18 protein-coding genes are annotated in these 14,772 nt (G+C 70.7%); 7 read left to right on the top strand and 11 right to left on the bottom strand.

Translation table 11 applies throughout. The features are described from left to right. Nucleotides 1-6 precede the first annotated feature (6 nt). The 6 genes from ACVBD7_RS13265 to ACVBD7_RS13290 are packed head-to-tail and all read right to left on the bottom strand — an operon-like array spanning nt 7 to nt 6,444. Entirely contained in the window at nt 7-1,986 is a 1,980-nt protein-coding gene (locus tag ACVBD7_RS13265) for a DNA/RNA helicase domain-containing protein (RefSeq protein WP_458093708.1), read from the bottom strand. Between the two features lie 20 nt (nt 1,987-2,006). Next, the gene (locus ACVBD7_RS13270) at nt 2,007-2,879 is read right to left on the bottom strand and encodes a DMT family transporter (protein WP_458093709.1); all 873 of its coding nucleotides are present in this window, start codon (nt 2,877-2,879) and stop codon (nt 2,007-2,009) included. Then, nucleotides 2,873-4,027 (bottom strand): GNAT family N-acetyltransferase, encoded by a 1,155-nt coding sequence (locus ACVBD7_RS13275; RefSeq protein WP_458093710.1) that lies wholly within the window; start codon nt 4,025-4,027, stop codon nt 2,873-2,875. The genes ACVBD7_RS13270 and ACVBD7_RS13275 overlap by 7 nt, the downstream gene beginning before the upstream one ends. 45 nt (nt 4,028-4,072) lie before the next feature. Beyond that, entirely contained in the window at nt 4,073-4,447 is a 375-nt protein-coding gene (locus ACVBD7_RS13280) for a nuclear transport factor 2 family protein (RefSeq protein ID WP_458093711.1), read from the bottom strand. Next, on the bottom strand, nt 4,444-4,914 hold the full coding sequence (locus tag ACVBD7_RS13285) for a RidA family protein (protein WP_458093712.1): 471 nt from the start codon (nt 4,912-4,914) through the stop codon (nt 4,444-4,446). The genes ACVBD7_RS13280 and ACVBD7_RS13285 overlap by 4 nt, the downstream gene beginning before the upstream one ends. A gap of 3 nt (nt 4,915-4,917) precedes the next feature. Next, nucleotides 4,918-6,444, bottom strand: a complete 1,527-nt coding sequence (locus tag ACVBD7_RS13290; protein WP_458093713.1) for a hypothetical protein — start codon at nt 6,442-6,444, stop codon at nt 4,918-4,920. A gap of 205 nt (nt 6,445-6,649) precedes the next feature. Here ACVBD7_RS13290 and ACVBD7_RS13295 point away from each other — a divergent pair, with 205 nt between their 5' ends. The 6 genes from ACVBD7_RS13295 to ACVBD7_RS13320 all read left to right on the top strand — a co-directional run bounded on the left by ACVBD7_RS13295 (nt 6,650) and on the right by ACVBD7_RS13320 (nt 10,720). Next, the gene (locus ACVBD7_RS13295; RefSeq protein ID WP_458093714.1) at nt 6,650-7,006 is read left to right on the top strand and encodes an NADH:ubiquinone oxidoreductase subunit NDUFA12; all 357 of its coding nucleotides are present in this window, start codon (nt 6,650-6,652) and stop codon (nt 7,004-7,006) included. A 40-nt stretch (nt 7,007-7,046) separates the two neighbouring features. Next, complete coding sequence (gene mlaD, locus ACVBD7_RS13300; RefSeq protein ID WP_458093715.1) at nt 7,047-7,574, top strand: outer membrane lipid asymmetry maintenance protein MlaD; 528 nt, start codon at nt 7,047-7,049, stop codon at nt 7,572-7,574. An 11-nt stretch (nt 7,575-7,585) separates the two neighbouring features. Then, nucleotides 7,586-7,831, top strand: coding sequence for a hypothetical protein (locus ACVBD7_RS13305; RefSeq protein ID WP_458093716.1), 246 nt, complete (start codon nt 7,586-7,588; stop codon nt 7,829-7,831). Next, nucleotides 7,828-8,241 (top strand): DUF2155 domain-containing protein, encoded by a 414-nt coding sequence (locus tag ACVBD7_RS13310; RefSeq protein ID WP_458093717.1) that lies wholly within the window; start codon nt 7,828-7,830, stop codon nt 8,239-8,241. The genes ACVBD7_RS13305 and ACVBD7_RS13310 overlap by 4 nt, the downstream gene beginning before the upstream one ends. Before the next feature lie 19 nt (nt 8,242-8,260). After that, nucleotides 8,261-9,022 carry a trehalose-phosphatase gene (otsB, locus tag ACVBD7_RS13315; RefSeq protein ID WP_458093718.1) on the top strand — a complete coding sequence of 254 codons (762 nt, stop codon included), beginning with the start codon at nt 8,261-8,263 and terminating at the stop codon, nt 9,020-9,022. A gap of 165 nt (nt 9,023-9,187) precedes the next feature. Next, complete coding sequence (locus tag ACVBD7_RS13320; protein WP_458093719.1) at nt 9,188-10,720, top strand: alpha,alpha-trehalose-phosphate synthase (UDP-forming); 1,533 nt, start codon at nt 9,188-9,190, stop codon at nt 10,718-10,720. Here the strand turns inward: ACVBD7_RS13320 and aat are convergent. From aat to ACVBD7_RS13345, 5 genes are all read right to left on the bottom strand, one after another. Next, nucleotides 10,606-11,274 (bottom strand): leucyl/phenylalanyl-tRNA--protein transferase, encoded by a 669-nt coding sequence (aat, locus tag ACVBD7_RS13325; RefSeq protein ID WP_458093720.1) that lies wholly within the window; start codon nt 11,272-11,274, stop codon nt 10,606-10,608. The two genes, ACVBD7_RS13320 and aat, sit on opposite strands and share 115 nt — an antisense overlap. Nucleotides 11,275-11,379: 105 nt before the next feature. Beyond that, nucleotides 11,380-12,741 carry an acetyl-CoA carboxylase biotin carboxylase subunit gene (accC, locus tag ACVBD7_RS13330; protein WP_458097698.1) on the bottom strand — a complete coding sequence of 454 codons (1,362 nt, stop codon included), beginning with the start codon at nt 12,739-12,741 and terminating at the stop codon, nt 11,380-11,382. Between the two features lie 19 nt (nt 12,742-12,760). Continuing rightward, on the bottom strand, nt 12,761-13,237 hold the full coding sequence (gene accB, locus ACVBD7_RS13335; RefSeq protein WP_458093721.1) for an acetyl-CoA carboxylase biotin carboxyl carrier protein: 477 nt from the start codon (nt 13,235-13,237) through the stop codon (nt 12,761-12,763). Continuing rightward, nucleotides 13,234-13,689 (bottom strand): type II 3-dehydroquinate dehydratase, encoded by a 456-nt coding sequence (aroQ, locus tag ACVBD7_RS13340; protein WP_458093722.1) that lies wholly within the window; start codon nt 13,687-13,689, stop codon nt 13,234-13,236. Before aroQ ends, accB begins: the two co-directional genes overlap by 4 nt. A gap of 90 nt (nt 13,690-13,779) precedes the next feature. Next, nucleotides 13,780-14,448, bottom strand: a complete 669-nt coding sequence (locus ACVBD7_RS13345; protein ID WP_458093723.1) for a phosphoribosylanthranilate isomerase — start codon at nt 14,446-14,448, stop codon at nt 13,780-13,782. Between the two features lie 84 nt (nt 14,449-14,532). On the opposite strand from ACVBD7_RS13345, the gene thiS reads away from it, so the two are divergent. Next, entirely contained in the window at nt 14,533-14,769 is a 237-nt protein-coding gene (gene thiS / locus ACVBD7_RS13350) for a sulfur carrier protein ThiS (RefSeq protein WP_458093724.1), read from the top strand. Nucleotides 14,770-14,772: the final 3 nt, after the last annotated feature.

Here is a 14,772-nt window from a genome sequence, read left to right on the forward strand (position 1 = left end):
GGCGGCTTATAGCAGGGCCGCGTCGTGAGCAGCGGCTGGTACGGGTTCCAGCGCGCGGGCTCCGCAGGAGAGGAGATAGGTGGCGAGGGCGTCCATCTCCTCGGCATGGCGCGTGGGGTCGTGCCATGGGTCCCCGGCCGGGCTGCCGGGCGGGATCCAGATCACGGTCTCATAACGGGCGCGGGTCAGCAGCACGCGATAGGTGTTGAGGATGAAGGCACGCTCGGTCTCATTCCGCACCGTGTTCCAGCGCGCGCCGGACAGGGTGCGCATCTGCCACGCTCCTGGCCCTCGTAACATGTCGCCGCCCCAGGCGAGGCCGACCTGGTCCAGCTCCAACCCCTGGCAATCATATTCCGTGGCGTAGGTTTCGAGCGCGTCGGAGGCGCGGATATCGGGCCATCGGTCGAGGAACCAGTGGGGCATGTCCGCGGCCTGCACGCCCAGCCCCTCGGCGCGCAGGCGACGGGCGCCGGATGAGGCGACGAGGCCGGCGCGGCGCAGGCCGCGGGAGAGGTGGCGCAGGGCGATGCGCATCGCCGCGAGATCGCGCGTGACGAAGTAGGGCACGCCGCTAGCTTCCTGCGCGATGCGGGCGGCCGCGCCCGCATCGCCGTGCAGGACGGCATCGACCCAGGGCGCACCCTGCGGGTCGCGGACGGAGCGCATCGGGACGGTCAGGTCCAGATCCTCGTCCAGCGTCAGCCAGGCCCGGGGTTCGTTCGACAGGCGTTGCGCCAGAAGAGGCGCGGACAGCACGCGGGGCGGCGCGACCGCGCGCCAGCCCGGGCTTTCGGCGACGACGCGGCCCCATTCGGCCAGCCCGGCCTCGCCCGTGTTGATTTCCTGCCCGTTGCCGATCAGGGCGACGACAACCGACCAATCCGCGTGGCGCGCCATGATCTCGAGCGTATGGGCTGGCTCGCTGTCGGTCAGCGCGCTGGCCCCGCGGCGTTGGGACGGCTTGGTGGCCTGGGTGCGGTCCCAGGCACGCTGAGCTTCGTCAAAGACGATGACGCGGGCTTCGGGCATCTCCTCGGGGCGCTGGACATAGTGCTCAAGGAAGCAGTGGACGTTCTGGAGCGCGGTGATGGCCTGCCCGCGTGCCTGGCCGCGGGCTCGTCCACCCTCCGGCGCGGCCTGCCGGACGAGGCTTTCGCGCAGCACCTCGACCAGAGGTGCGTTGCCGGTGAGGAAAGCGGCGCCATCGCCGCGCAGCGCGCCGAAGACGATGTTGAGGCCGCAGAGAGTCTTGCCCGCGCCGGGGATGCCGGTGACGAAGACGACGAGGTGCTCGCCGGCGCCACGGGCGGCCTCGATGGCGCGGCGCACGGCCTCGGTGGTGCGGTTCAGGTTGGCGGCATCGGCTCGGGCGGAGACCATCTCGGCGCTGCGGTGCCGGTCGAAGAGCATCGTCGCGGCTTCAAGGACGTTCGGCACGGGACGGTAGGGTGCCGCGAGCCAGGCAGTGTGATCGAGCGGCACAGCAGGCGGGCCGATGGCGGCGTGGATCGAGAGAAGCGTGTCGCCCAGGCGTCGCCCGTTCGTGCGAATGGGCGGGGGGACGCCATCCCAGAAGAGAGGTGGGTCAAAGCCGGCAAACTGGCTGTGAGTGGCCACCAGCACGGGCACGACCGGACCGGTGCGACAGCCGGCGTGGAAGTCGCGAAGGTCCAGCGCGTAGTCCTCGGCCTGACGGAGATCGGCGGGGCTGTGGGCCGTCGCGCCGTCCTTGATCTCCAGCACCACCACAGCGCGGTCGGTCAGGATCACGCAATCCGCGCGCTTCTCCAGCCGCAGCAGGTCGTATTCGAGCATCACCGTCCAGCCGTCCGCCTCCGGCACGGCGAGTGCGGCCTGCAACAGGCGCGCGGTGGAAACCCAGGCGGCGCGCTGGGCGAGTTCGAGCGTCGCGTGGCGGGCGGCCTGGGCGTAGGCAAGGCGTGCGGCCACGTCCTCGGGCGAGAGCGCGAGGAGTTCGGGCACGGTCAGCGTCAGCCAGGGTCTCAGCGCAGGGTCCTCGATGGCCAGGTCGCGAGGAGCATACTGGCGAGGAGCAACCCGAAGCCTAACGCGTGGCTGGCGGTGGGCTGCTCGCCCAGGAACAGGATGGCGGCGGCGGCGGCCGTGGCGGGCAGGAAGGCGGTGAAGATGCCCGCGGTTCCGGCCGGGGCGCGGCGAAGCCCGCCATACCAGAGCAGGAGCGAGAGCACGCTGGCGGTGAGCGCGTGGAAGACGAGCAGTGCCAGGAGCCACGGATCGGCAAGCCGCGCGACCGCGCCTGCCTCGGGCAACCAGGCGGGCAGCAGCAGCGCGGCGGAGAAGCCCTGCATCCACAGGCTTGCGGTCAGCAGTGGCAGGGCGCCGGCCGCGCGCTTGGCGAGCAGGACGTAGGCGGCCTCACCGCAGACACCGAGGAAGATGAGGCCGTTGCCGAGGGCGCTCCCCTCCCCCTCCCCGCCACGGGCGAGGACGATCGCGGCCATCCCGGCGGCGGCGAGAAGCACGGCCGCCCAGCCGCGCGGCGGGATGCGTTCCCGAAGCCACCAGGCGCTGCCGAGGGCGACGACGGCCGGCATGGTGGCGAGAACGAGCCCGCCCTCCAGCGCCGTGGTGAAGCGCAGGCCGGCCAGCAGCGCGACGTTGTAGAGGACGGTGCCCGTCGCGGCCTGGAGAAAAAGATTCAATAGTATCGGCCGCGCGGGCCGCGGTGCGCTGTCCCGCAACAACGCCAGCGGCAACAGCACGCCGCAGGCGATGAGGCAGCGCAGGCCGAGGATGAGCGGCACGGGCAGCGCGCCCGCCAGCGCCTTCGCCACCGCCACATTCGCGCCGGTCAGGATCATGGAACCGGCGAGTTGGGCGTAGGCGGTCAGCACGCCTCGTCGTCGCGGCGGAAGGGAGAGAGGGCGTCGAGCTCGAGCATCTCCTGCTCTATCGCCGTGCGCTCATGGCGGAGCGAATCCGCCACAGCGCGGCGCAGGCCGGAATGGGCGATGAGATGGGCGGAATAGGTTGGCACGGGGCGATAGCCGCGCTGGATCTTGTGCTCGCCCTGCGCACCGGCCTCCACGCGGGACAGGCCATTGGCGATGGCGAAGTCGAGCGCCTGATAATAGCAGAGTTCGAAATGCAGGAAGGGCGCCTCCACCAGGCTGCCCCAGTTGCGGCCATACAGCGCGTCACGCCCCATCAGGTTCAACGCGCCGGCGACGGGCTTGCCGTCCTTCTCCGCGACCATCAGCACCACGCGGTCGCCCAGGCGCTCGCCCATCAGCGGCCAGAAGCGGGCGGTCAGATACGCGCTGCCCCATTTGCGGTCGGTGGTGCTGCGGTAGAACTTGTGGAACAGGCGCCAGGTCTCGGGCGTGATCTCGGAGCCGCGCAGGATCCGCATCGTCAGCCCCGCGGATTGCGCGTCGCGGCGCTCGCGGCGGATGGACTTGCGCTTGCGCGATGAGAGTGCGGCAAGGAAGTCGTCGAAGCTAGCGTAGCCCTCATTCGTCCAGTAGAACTGCATGCCCTGGCGCTGCAGCCAGCCGGCCTCACCCAGCGCGTCCCATTCGTCCCGCGTGCAAAAGGTGACGTGGCAGGAGGAGAGGGACAGCGCCTCTGTCGCCTGCGCCAGGGCTTGGGCGAGGGCGGAATGCGGCACGCCCGTTCCCTCCCGCACCATCAGCCGCGGGCCGGGCACGGGGGAGAAGGGCACCGCGACCTGAAACTTCGGGTAGTACTCGCCGCCCGCCTGCTCGAAGGCGCGGGCCCAACCATGGTCGAAAACGTATTCGCCGTAGGAGTGCCCCTTCACATAAGCCGGCGCCACCGCAACCAGCGCGCCGAATCCGTCGCGCAGGGCCAGATGCTGCGGCAGCCAGCCCGTGCGCGGGCCGGTGCAGCCGGATTCCTCCATGGCCAGGAGAAAGGCATGGGAGGTGAAGGGGTTTTCCGTGGCGTCGCAGGCATCCCACTCCGTGGCGGGGATGTCGGCGATGCGGGGATTCAGCGAGAGGGTCAGCTCAGAGGGCATGGGGCCCCATGTGCGGCGCCCGGCGCCGGGTGCAAGCGGTGGGGATCAGCCCTGCACCAGGGGCGCGAACTCGCCAAAATCGGCGACGGCCTCCACCCCGGCGATCGCGCCGCCGCGCACAGTCCAGATGTGCAGGAAGGGCGCGCGGCCGGTGCGGCCAGCGGCATCGCGCGCGTCATAGGCACCCGAGGCGAGGAGGCGGCCATCGGCCAGGGGCGTGAAGCACTCCACCGCGATGCGCCAGTGCGGGAAGTGGCGGCGGAGCGTGGGGAAGAACTCGCCTTCCACCGCTGCGCGCCCGCGCCATTCCGTGCGCGGCACGGGATAGCCGGGCGAGACGCGCCAGGACACATCCTCGGCCAGGAGGGAGTGGTTGCCGCTCTCCATCCAGCGGCGGATGAGGGCTTCCGCTTCCGTCACGCGATCTCGAACACGGCCTCGACCTCCACCGCGGCGTCGCCGGGCAGAGACGGGACGCCGATGGTGCTGCGGGCATGGCGGCCAAGGTCGTCGAAGACGGCGACGGCCATGTCCGAGGCGCCGTTCATCACCTGGGCGTGCTGGGTGAAGTCCGGAACGGCCGCGATGAAGCCGCCGAGGCGAACCACCCGGGTCACACGGTCCAGGCTGCCCAACATGGCCTTTGCCTGGGCGAGGACATTGATGAAGCAGAGCTGCGCGGCCTGCTGCCCCATCTCCACCGGCACGCCGTCGCCCAGCTTGCCAGTATAGGCGATCTTGCCCTCCCGCATCGGCACCTGGCCGGAGACGAAGAGCAGGTCACCCGTAATCACGGCGGGCACATAGTTGGCGATGGGCTTCGCCGCCTCCGGCAGGACCACGCCCAGCTCGGAGAGGCGGGCGGCGATGCGATCGGTCGAAGCCATGGTTCAGCCCACCAGACGAAGGGCGCGGCGGCGGGCAGCCGGCGCGGGGGTAGAAGGGAGGTCGGGCAGGAGGGGAAGTTGCTGGGCCGCGGTGCCGGGATGCTCGGCGCCGCACTCCTCCTCGCTCGGGTCGGGTAGGACGCGGCCGCCAAGGTGGTCCAGCGCCAGCCGGCGGAAGGCCCAGTCGAGCATCGAGGAGGCGCGCTGGATCGCCGGGTCACCCTCCACCACCCCGGCGGGGCCGAAGCGCGTGTAGGCGAAGGACTGGACGTAGTCGTCCAGGCTGACACCGGCGGCGAGGCCGATCGTCACGGAATGGCAGAGCGCGTCCACCACTGCCCGGAAGGCTGCGCCGTCCTTGGCGAGGGAGAGGGATATCTCCTCCAGCCCGGTCGCACCTTCCAGCGTGCGCAGCGTGACCCGGTGGCCACCGATGGAGACGCGCCACACGGCGCCGCGGCCATGATGGGCATGCCCCTGGTTGGCGGGGCGGGACTTGGGGGCCGGGCGAGGAGCGCGGGCGGGCACGGCGGCCGGAGCAGCCCCGAGCCAGGGTTGCAGGACGGCCGCCATCGCGGCACGGGCCTCGGGGCCGCGCGGGGCGAGGAGGCGGACGGCCGCATCGCCGGCGCGCAGGGCGGCACGGGTCGGCATCTCCGCTAGCTCGCCGTCCGCGGTGGAGATGAGGCGGGTCGGGGCGGCGGCCGGGGCGAATCCGCCGGTCTCGGCGCCGAGCAGCGCTTCCACCGCATCCGGAGAGGAGAGGGCGAGGAGGGCGGCGTGGCGCAGGCCGGGGGCGCCGGCAGCAGCGTCCAGCGCGGCGCGCGCGGCCTCGGCCAGGCCAGGGACAGGGGTCGATTTGGGGGGCGTCGGCCAGATCAGCGAGACCGGCTCGCGAGCACCGAAGCCCTCGGCGAGGTCGCCTGAAGCGGCTTCGGCCGTACCGCGCGTGAGGGCGGCAATGGCGGCAGCGGTCGCCTGCGCCTTGGGCGACTCGTAATCGAGCCCGAGTCCGGCGAGCAGCCCGGCGAGGTCGGCGAAGCCGAGGCGCAGGCGAGTGGCCTTCGCGGCGCCCAGGATCTCGAGCGTGGTCACGCCCAGGCGGACGGCAGCGGCGTAGCCAACCGAGTCGAACCCATCGCCGTCGAGGAACGCGGGCAGGTTGAGGACGAAGCGCGGCTCGGCCGCCGGATCGTTTGCCCAGGTGCCAGCCCCGGGCGCGCCGCGGCGCGAGAGGAGGAGGGCGCGCAGCCCGGCGGCGAACCGCTCGGCCGACTCGGCGCTCTCAAGGATGGCGAGCTTGCGGCCACGGGAGGCGGCGCGGCGAATCCAGGCCTCGGCGAGGCGCGGCAGCGAGACCGGGCACTCCCCCGGCGCCAGCGCGGCCAGAGCCTCGGCGGCGCCGTCATCCCAGTTCGCAGGCAGGGCAACAAGGCGCGGATTCGCATCCGGATCAGCGCCCGCGCGGGTGCGGCGGAGGGCAACGCCTTCCCACAAGGTGTTCCGGATCGGTCCGTCGCTGCGCGTCATGTGGCGACCATAGGCGCGCCGGCGGCGGGGGTGAAGGTGGGTATCTCGTGGGTCGGACGGCCCAGGGACACAAGATCGGGTGCCTGGACGGAGAGTTCCCTCCGGCGCGTCCGTGCCACGGACCCGGCGGCTTTCACCGGCGCCCCTGCCGTGCCATATGCTGCCCCTCCCCCATTTCCGCCCCCTCTTGGGCAGGAGCCCCTCCATGTCCGCCATGCAGCGCTGGCTCTCCGGCCTCACCGGCCGCAGGATCGGCACAGATTCCGACGGCAACGTCTATTTCGAGAGCCGCCGCGACTACCTGAACTATGGCCGCAAGCGCCGCTGGGTGGTCTATGCCGGCGATGCCGACCCGAGTGCGGTGGCGCCGGAATGGCACGGCTGGCTGCACTTCATGATGGATTCGCCCCTCGATGCCGGCCGCCGCCTGCCCTGGATGAAGCCGCACCAGCGGAACCTGACGGGGACGCCGAGCGCCTATCGCCCGCAGGGGCATGACCAGGCCGGTGGGCAGCGGAAGCCGACCACGGGCGACTACGAGGCCTGGACCCCGGGGTCCTGATGAAGGTCCTGATGCCGGTTTCATTCCTGAGATTGTTCGCGTGAAGGGGCGCGGGTTCGCCGAGGTCGCGGCCGGGGCGCTGGTGTTGGTCGCGGCCGTGCTATTCCTCGCTTATGCGGTCACGAATTCCGGCCGTTCTGGCGGCGGCAGCGGGCTGGTGCTGACCGCCCGCTTCGACCGGATCGATGGGTTGGCGGCCGGGGCCGATGTGCGTATCGCCGGCGTGAAGGTGGGCAGCGTGACCGCCCAGCGGATCGATCCGCAGACCTTCCTCGCGGTGCTGACGATGAACGTCGATTCGGCCCTGCGGCTGCCGGATGACAGCTCGGCCGAGATTACTTCGGAAGGGTTGCTGGGCGGGAAATACGTGGCGCTCGTGCCGGGGGGCAGCAATCGCAACCTGGCGACCGGTGGCGAGGTGAAGATCACCCAGTCCGCGGTCAGCCTCGAAAGTCTTCTCGGCCGCTTCATCTTTTCGGTGACGGAGCTCGCGAGCAGCCGCCAGGGCGAGAATGGGGGCACCGCCGCTGCCAGCGGGGGCGCGGCTCCTGCGGGCGGATCGCGGTGAGCGGCGGCGGGGTGAATGATCCGCTTGCCCCGCCGGAGCTGTGGCCCGGTACCGATGGCGCGCCGGTCTCCTGCCGGGGAAAGCTGAAGATGCTGTCCGAGAACCACACCGAGGTTGCCCAGGTGCTGCGGGATGCCTTCGAGGACGCGGTTCTGATGGGCGTGGACGAGGCGGCAATGCGGCGGGTGCTGACCGATCTGGTCGCCGCCCTGCCCAGCCCGCGGCGTGGCGCGCCGGATGCGGAGCGCGCAGCGTGAGGGGCGCGCTCGTCCTCTCGCTGATGCTGGCGCTGGTGGGGCCAGCCCTCGGCCAGGGCACGCCGCCCGCATCCCAGGGCTCGGACCAGGGGCCGCCGGCGGAAGCGGCCTGGGTGCGGAAGCGCACAGCGCAGCTCCAGGCGCTCGACAAGGTGACGGCGCGGATCACGGTGCTGGATGCGGTGGTGGATCAGCCCGTGCGCTTCGGCACGCTCTCTGTCACCGTGCGCGCCTGCAACGCCCGGCCACCGGACGAAGTGCCGGATGCTGCCGCCTTCATCGAAGTGCGCGACACGCTGCTGGCGCCCAACGCACCCCCGGCCTTCCGGGGCTGGATGCTGGCCAATGCGCCCGCTGCGCATATGCTGGAACACCCGGTCTACGATCTGCGGATCCTCGACTGCCGCTGAGCCTGCGGCTGGAGGCGCGATGACGGCTTCTTCCTCTTCTTCGGGCGACACGGCGGTCGCAGCTGGCCCGCCCATCCCCGGGCCGGACGCGGCCCTGTTCCTCGACATGGACGGCACGCTGCTGGAGATTGCCGCGCGGCCCGACGCCGTGGCGGTGCCGGAGGATCTGCCGGAGTTGCTCACCCGCTTGCAGGCGGCGCTCGGCGGCGCGGTGGCCGTGGTGACGGGGCGTGGGCTGGCGGTGGCGCGCGGCCTGGCCGGGGTGCCCAGCCTGCCGATCGGAGCGGAGCACGGGGCGGTGCTGGACCCCTCCCTGCCCGGCGCCCCTCCCCTGCCCGTGCCCTCGCCGGAATGGCGGCGAGCGGCGGATGAATGGGCGGCAGCCCGTCCCGGCACCCTCGCCGAGCACAAGACCCACGGGATGGTGCTGCATTTCCGCCAGCGGCCGGAGGCGGAGCCTGAGGCGCTGGCCCTGCTGGCCGAGCTGCTGCGTGAGGATGCTCGCGGCTTCCATGTGGTGCCTTCCCACGCGGCCGCGGACCTGCGGCCGGTGGGGGCGGATAAAGGTGGCGCGGTCCGGCGCCTGATGGCGATCCCACCCTTTGCGGGCCGGCGGCCGATCTTCATCGGGGACGACATCACCGATGAGGACGGGATGGCAGCCTGCGCCGAGTATGGCGGTTATGGGCTGCGGGTGCCGGATGACTTCGCGGGCCGGCCGGCGCTCGTCCGTGCCTGGCTGAGCCGGGTGGCAACCTCCATCCTTGGCGAGAACGGCTGAAGGTCGGGCGAGCAGGAAGGCTGGCAACTGCCCCGCGCCTCCGCTGTTCCAGATTAAGGCGAGAATAAGGAGTGACAGGGGTCACCGTGCGGGGGTGCCGACCTATCTTTGGTGTGCGACGGCGAGGGCACGCGGCGGCATGATGGAATTCGGGAGGGTGGAATAGTGGGACGGCTCGTCATCGTCTCGAATCGCGTGCCGGTGCCCAAGCGTGGGGAGCCTCCCGCTGCCGGGGGGTTGGCGGTGGCTCTGAAGGATGCCTTCAGCAACCGCGGCGGGTTGTGGTTCGGGTGGAGCGGCACGGCTTCGGAGGAACCGGCGGATCTGGTGCGCCATGCCCGAAGGGCCGGGGTGGACTATGCCGTCATCGACCTTTCCAAAAAGGCTTATGAGGGGTTCTACGCGGGCTACGCGAACTCGGCGCTCTGGCCGATGTTCCACTTCCGCCTGGGGCTGCTGAGTTATGACCGTGACGAGGCGGAGTGCTACCGCATCGTCAACCGGCGCTACGCCGAAAAGCTGCTTCCACTGCTGCGGCCGGACGACACGATCTGGGTGCATGATTACCAGATGATCCCGCTCGGAGCCGAGCTGCGGGCGCGTGGGTCGAAGCACCGGATCGGCTATTTCCACCACATCCCCTTCCCGCCCTGGGCCGTGTTCTCGGCCATGCCAGGGGCGGAAGACCTGATCCGCGATTTGCTGGCCTATGACCTGGTCGGCGTGCAGACGCATCGGGACCTGACGGGGCTGATGGACTGCATGGCCCAGGGCACGGGGATGAAGCTGCGGCCGGGCGGCGAGGTGCGGTTCCGCGGGCGGCGGACGCGGCTGCGGAGCTTCCCGATCGCGATCGCGACCGAGGAGTTTGCCGATGTCGCGGCGAAGAGCGTGAAGACGCCCGATGCCGTGCGTCTCGCTTCCAGCCTGGCCGGGCGGTCCCTGGTGATCGGGGCGGAGCGGCTGGATTATACGAAGGGACTGCCCGAGCGGCTGAAGGGCTTCGGTGCGCTGCTGGAGCGTTTCCCCGAGCATCGCAGCAAGGTCACCTATCTGCAGGTCGCGGCGCGTTCGCGCGAGGACGTGGAGAGCTACAAGGACCTGAAGCGCGAAATCGAGCATCTGGCCGGCTGCATCAACGGCGACTACGCAGAAGCTGACTGGACGCCCGTGCGCTATGTCGGGCGGGCCGTCGCGCGCGATACGCTCGCCGGCTACTACCGCATGGCGCAGGTGGGGCTGGTGACGCCGCTGCGGGACGGAATGAACCTCGTGGCCAAGGAATATGTGGCGGCGCAGGATCCCGAGGATCCCGGCGTGCTGGTGCTCTCCCGCTTTGCCGGCGCGGCGGAGGGGATGCCCGAGGCGCTGCCGGTGAACCCGCTGGACGCGGTCGGCATGGCGGAGGCGATGAACACCGCCCTGACCATGCCGCTGGCGGAGCGGCGCGAGCGGCATTCGTCGATGTACCGCCGGCTGTGCGAGCACGGGGTATCGGACTGGGCGCGGAACTTCCTGAGTGCGCTGGAGGGCACCGACCATGCCGAAGCGCCGCCATCACGCGCGGCCGCGCTCTCCGTGTTTCAGCCGCGAGTGACGTCGCGCAGCGCCTCTACCTCCCCCGACAACGCCTCGGGTGAGAGGACGGAGAGCCAGGTGGCGGATTTGTCGACGGCAAGGGCTAGCCGAACGCGGTAATCGGCCTGGGGAATCTCCTCCGCGCCGAAGCGGGCGAGATGATCATTTAGGAACTGCGTGTCGAGCAGGGTGAAGCCGCCGCGGCGAAGGCGGGCGATGAGGTGGACAAGGGCGACCTTGGACGCATCGTCCGCGCGAGCGAACATGCTTTCCCCGAAGAAGGCTGCGCCGATGCGGATGCCGTAGAGGCCGCCGACGAGGACGCCGTCCAGCCGCGTCTCGATGGAATGGGCGTGGCCCATGCCGTGGAGGGTGTTGAAGAGGCCCTCGATCTCCGGGTTGATCCAGCTGTCCTCCCGCCCCGGGGCGGGGGCGGCGCAGGCAGCGAGAACGCCAGGGAAGTCGGTGTCGGCCGTAACCTCGAACCGGCCGGAGAGGACGGTGCGGCGGAGGCGGCGTGGCAGGTGGAAGCGGTCCAGCGGCAGGATGCCGCGCAGCTTCGGGTCTAGCCAGTAGAGGCGGCCGGAAGCGCGGCCCTCGGCCATGGGGAACAGGCCGGCGCGATAGGCACGGAGGACGAGTTCGGGCGTGATCGGAAGGGCGCGACGGCTCATCGGGGCCGCCGTGACGCGAGAAAGGGCCGATCCGCGCGGGTCCGCATGGGGCGAGGATAGGCCGATCCCGGGCGCGGCGCCATCGGGCACCGCGCCCGGCTCAGTTCAGCCGCCGGGCGTGTGGCGCGCGACGAAGCGTTCCAGCCAGTGGATGGTATAGTCGCCGTCCTGGAACTCCGGATCATCCATGATGATCTGGTGCAGCGGGATGGTCGTGCGGATGCCGTCCACCACCATTTCCGTCAGTGCGCGCCGGCAGCGGGCAATGGCCTCGGCGCGGGTGGCGCCGCGAACGACGAGCTTGGCGACGAGACTGTCGTAATGCGGCGGCACGGAATAGCCGGCGTAGAGCGCGCTATCGACGCGCACACCGAGGCCGCCGGGGGCGTGATAGGCGGTCACGCGGCCGGGGGACGGCGCGAAGGTCACGGGGTCCTCGGCGGTGATGCGGCACTCGATGGCGTGGCCGTTGAAGCGGACGTCCTTCTGCTCGTAGCCGAGCGGCTCGCCGGCGGCGACGCGGATCTGCTCGCGCACGAGGTCCACGTCGCAGACCATCTCCGTCACCGGATGTTCCACCTGCAGGCGGGTGTTCATCTCGATGAAGGCGAACTGCTCGTCCTGGTACAGGAATTCTAGCGTGCCGGCGCCACGATAGCCGAGCTGCTTGAGGGCGCCCGTCACCGTCTCGCCCAGCGCGTCCCGCACGGCGGCGGAGATGGCGGGGCTGCCGGCCTCTTCCACCATCTTCTGGTGGCGGCGCTGGAGGGAGCAGTCGCGCTCGCCGAAATGCACCACGTTGCCGTGGGTATCGGCCATGATCTGCATCTCGATATGGCGGGGCCGATCGAGATACTTCTCCATGTAGACGCTGTCGTCGCCGAAAGCGGATTTCGCCTCGTTGCGGGCGTTGCGCCAGGCATCCTCGAGCTCGTCGGCCGTGTGGGCGACCCGCATGCCGCGCCCGCCACCGCCGGCCGCGGCCTTGATGAGCACGGGGTACTTGATCTGGTCCGCGATCTCGCGCGCCTCATCCAGCGTGGCGAGTGCGCCGGGCGAGCCGGGGACGAGAGGCACGCCGAGGCGGCGCATCGCGCCCTTGGCAGCGATCTTGTCGCCCATGATGCGGATGTGCTCGGCCGTCGGGCCGATGAAGGCCATGCCGTGCGCCTCCACCATCTCGGCGAAGTTGGCGTTCTCGGAGAGGAAGCCGTAGCCGGGATGGATGGCCTCGGCGCCGGTGATGGTGGCGGCCGAGAGGATGGCGGCGGCGTTCAGATAGCTGTCGCGCGCCGAGGGCGGGCCGATGCAGACGCTCTCATCCGCCAGGCGCACATGCATCGCCGTGTCGTCGGCGGTGGAGTGAACCGCCACCGTGCGGATGCCCATTTCCTGACAGGCGCGGTGGATGCGGAGCGCGATCTCACCGCGGTTGGCGATGAGGATCTTGTTGAAGGCCGGCTTCATAAAGGAGGGCACGCGGCGGCTACTCGATGACCAGCAGGGGCTCGCCGAATTCCACGGGCATGCCGCTCTCGATCAGGATGCGGGTCACCGTACCGGCCTTGGGGGCCTTGATCTGGTTGAAGGTCTTCATCGCCTCGATGAGCAGGACGGTCTGGCCCTGCGCGACCTTGCCGCCCAGCATGACGAAGGGCGCGGCGCCGGGCTCGGGCGCGAGATAGGCGACGCCAACCATGGGCGAGGTGACGGCACCCGGGGTGGCCGCGGTGACCTCGTCGCTCACCACCGCGGTGGGGGCGGCCTGGGCCGGCATGGCGGCGGGCGCCATGGCCGCCTGGGCCGGCGCGGCGACGGACTGCACCACCTGCTGGGCCGGCGCGGTGCGGGCCACGCGGATGCGGCTCTCGTCCTGCACCAGCTCGATCTCGGTGAGATCGGTTTCACGAAGGATCTTGGCCAGGGCGCGGATCGCGTCCGGGTCGAAGGAAAGGCCGCTCATGCCGTGTCGTCCTGACCGATGATGCCGGCGATCGCGCGGAGCGCGAGGGCATAGCCCCCGACCCCCAGGCCGCAGATCACGCCAACCGACGCGCGGGAGACGTAGGAGAGATGCCGAAAGGGCTCCCGCCGGTGGATGTTGGTGATATGGACCTCGACCACCGGCAGGTCCACCGCCAGCAGCGCATCCATCAACGCGATGGAGGTGTGGGAGTAGCCCGCGGGGTTGATGATGATGCCGGCGGCGTTGCCGCGGGCTTCCTGGACCCAGGAGATCAGCTCGCCTTCCAGGTTGGTCTGTCGGAAGTCGATCGCCAGCCCCAGCTCCTCCGCCGCCTCGGCGCAGAGCGCCTCGACGTCGTCGAGCGTCGCCGTGCCGTATTTCTCGGGCTCGCGCGTGCCCAGCAGGTTGAGGTTGGGGCCGTTGAGGACGGCGATCAGCGGGGGTTCCACAGGCCTGGTTCCGATGCTCCCGGTCGTTCCGGGTTTCTGGCCGGGCGGGCTAGCACGCTGTCCCGTGGGCACGCAAACCGGGGGGCGCCCTCAGGCAGGGCTGCAATCCGCCGAGCGTACGGATTCCATGAAGGCCCCGAGCTTCACCGGGTCCAGCTGTCCCCCGGTCCGGACGCCGGAGCAGAGGTCCAGGCCATAGGGGCGGACGCGGCGCACGGCGTCTCCGGCATTTGCAGGCGTCAGCCCGCCCGCAAGGAAGACCGGGACGGGGCTGGCGCGCACGAAGGCGGCGCTGATCTCCCAATCATGCACCCGGCCGGTGCCGCCGAGTTCCCGGACGGTGGCGTTGGGCCGGCCGGAATCCAGAAGGAAAGCGTGGATATGAGGGGCGTAGAGGGGGATGAGGCCGAGCGCGTCCTCTCCCTCCACATGGATCACCTGAACGCGGCGGACCTGCGGCTCCAGCGCAGCCAGTGCGGCGGCCTCTTTCGGGTCGATATGGGAGACAACCTGGATCGCGGTGGGGGCAGTAGCGCGGATATGGGCGGAGATGGCCTCGGCCGTCGTCTCCGAGGTGAGCAGGAAGGTAGCGACCGGGGGCGGAACCAGACGGGCGATGGCCGCGATGCGGTCATCCGGGATCGGGCCGGGGCCGGACGGCATGGCGCCGACCAGGCCAAGGGCGTCTGCGCCGGCCGCGATCGCCATCTCGGCCTCTTCGGGCGAGGCGATGCAGCAGACCTTCACGCGCGTTCTCATGGCAGCTTCCATGCCGCCGGCGGGACGCGCGGACAAGGCCTGCCCCTTCAACCCGGCGGCACCCCGTGCCACATCCACTCGACCATGTCCGCAGCACCTCTCACGGCCACGCCCGGCGCGGTCGCCATCACCGTGAACGGCGAGGCCCGCGCCCTGCCCGCCCCCATGGCGCTCTCCGCCTTCCTGGCGGAGGCGGGGCTGGACCTGCGGAAGGTGGCGGTGGAGCGGAATGAGGAAATCGTGCCGCGCTCGGCCTATGGGACGACGCTGCTCGGGCCAGGAGACCAGCTCGAGATCGTGCATTTCATTGGGGGAGGCTGAGGC

This window comes from Roseomonas sp. WA12, assembly GCF_054165765.1.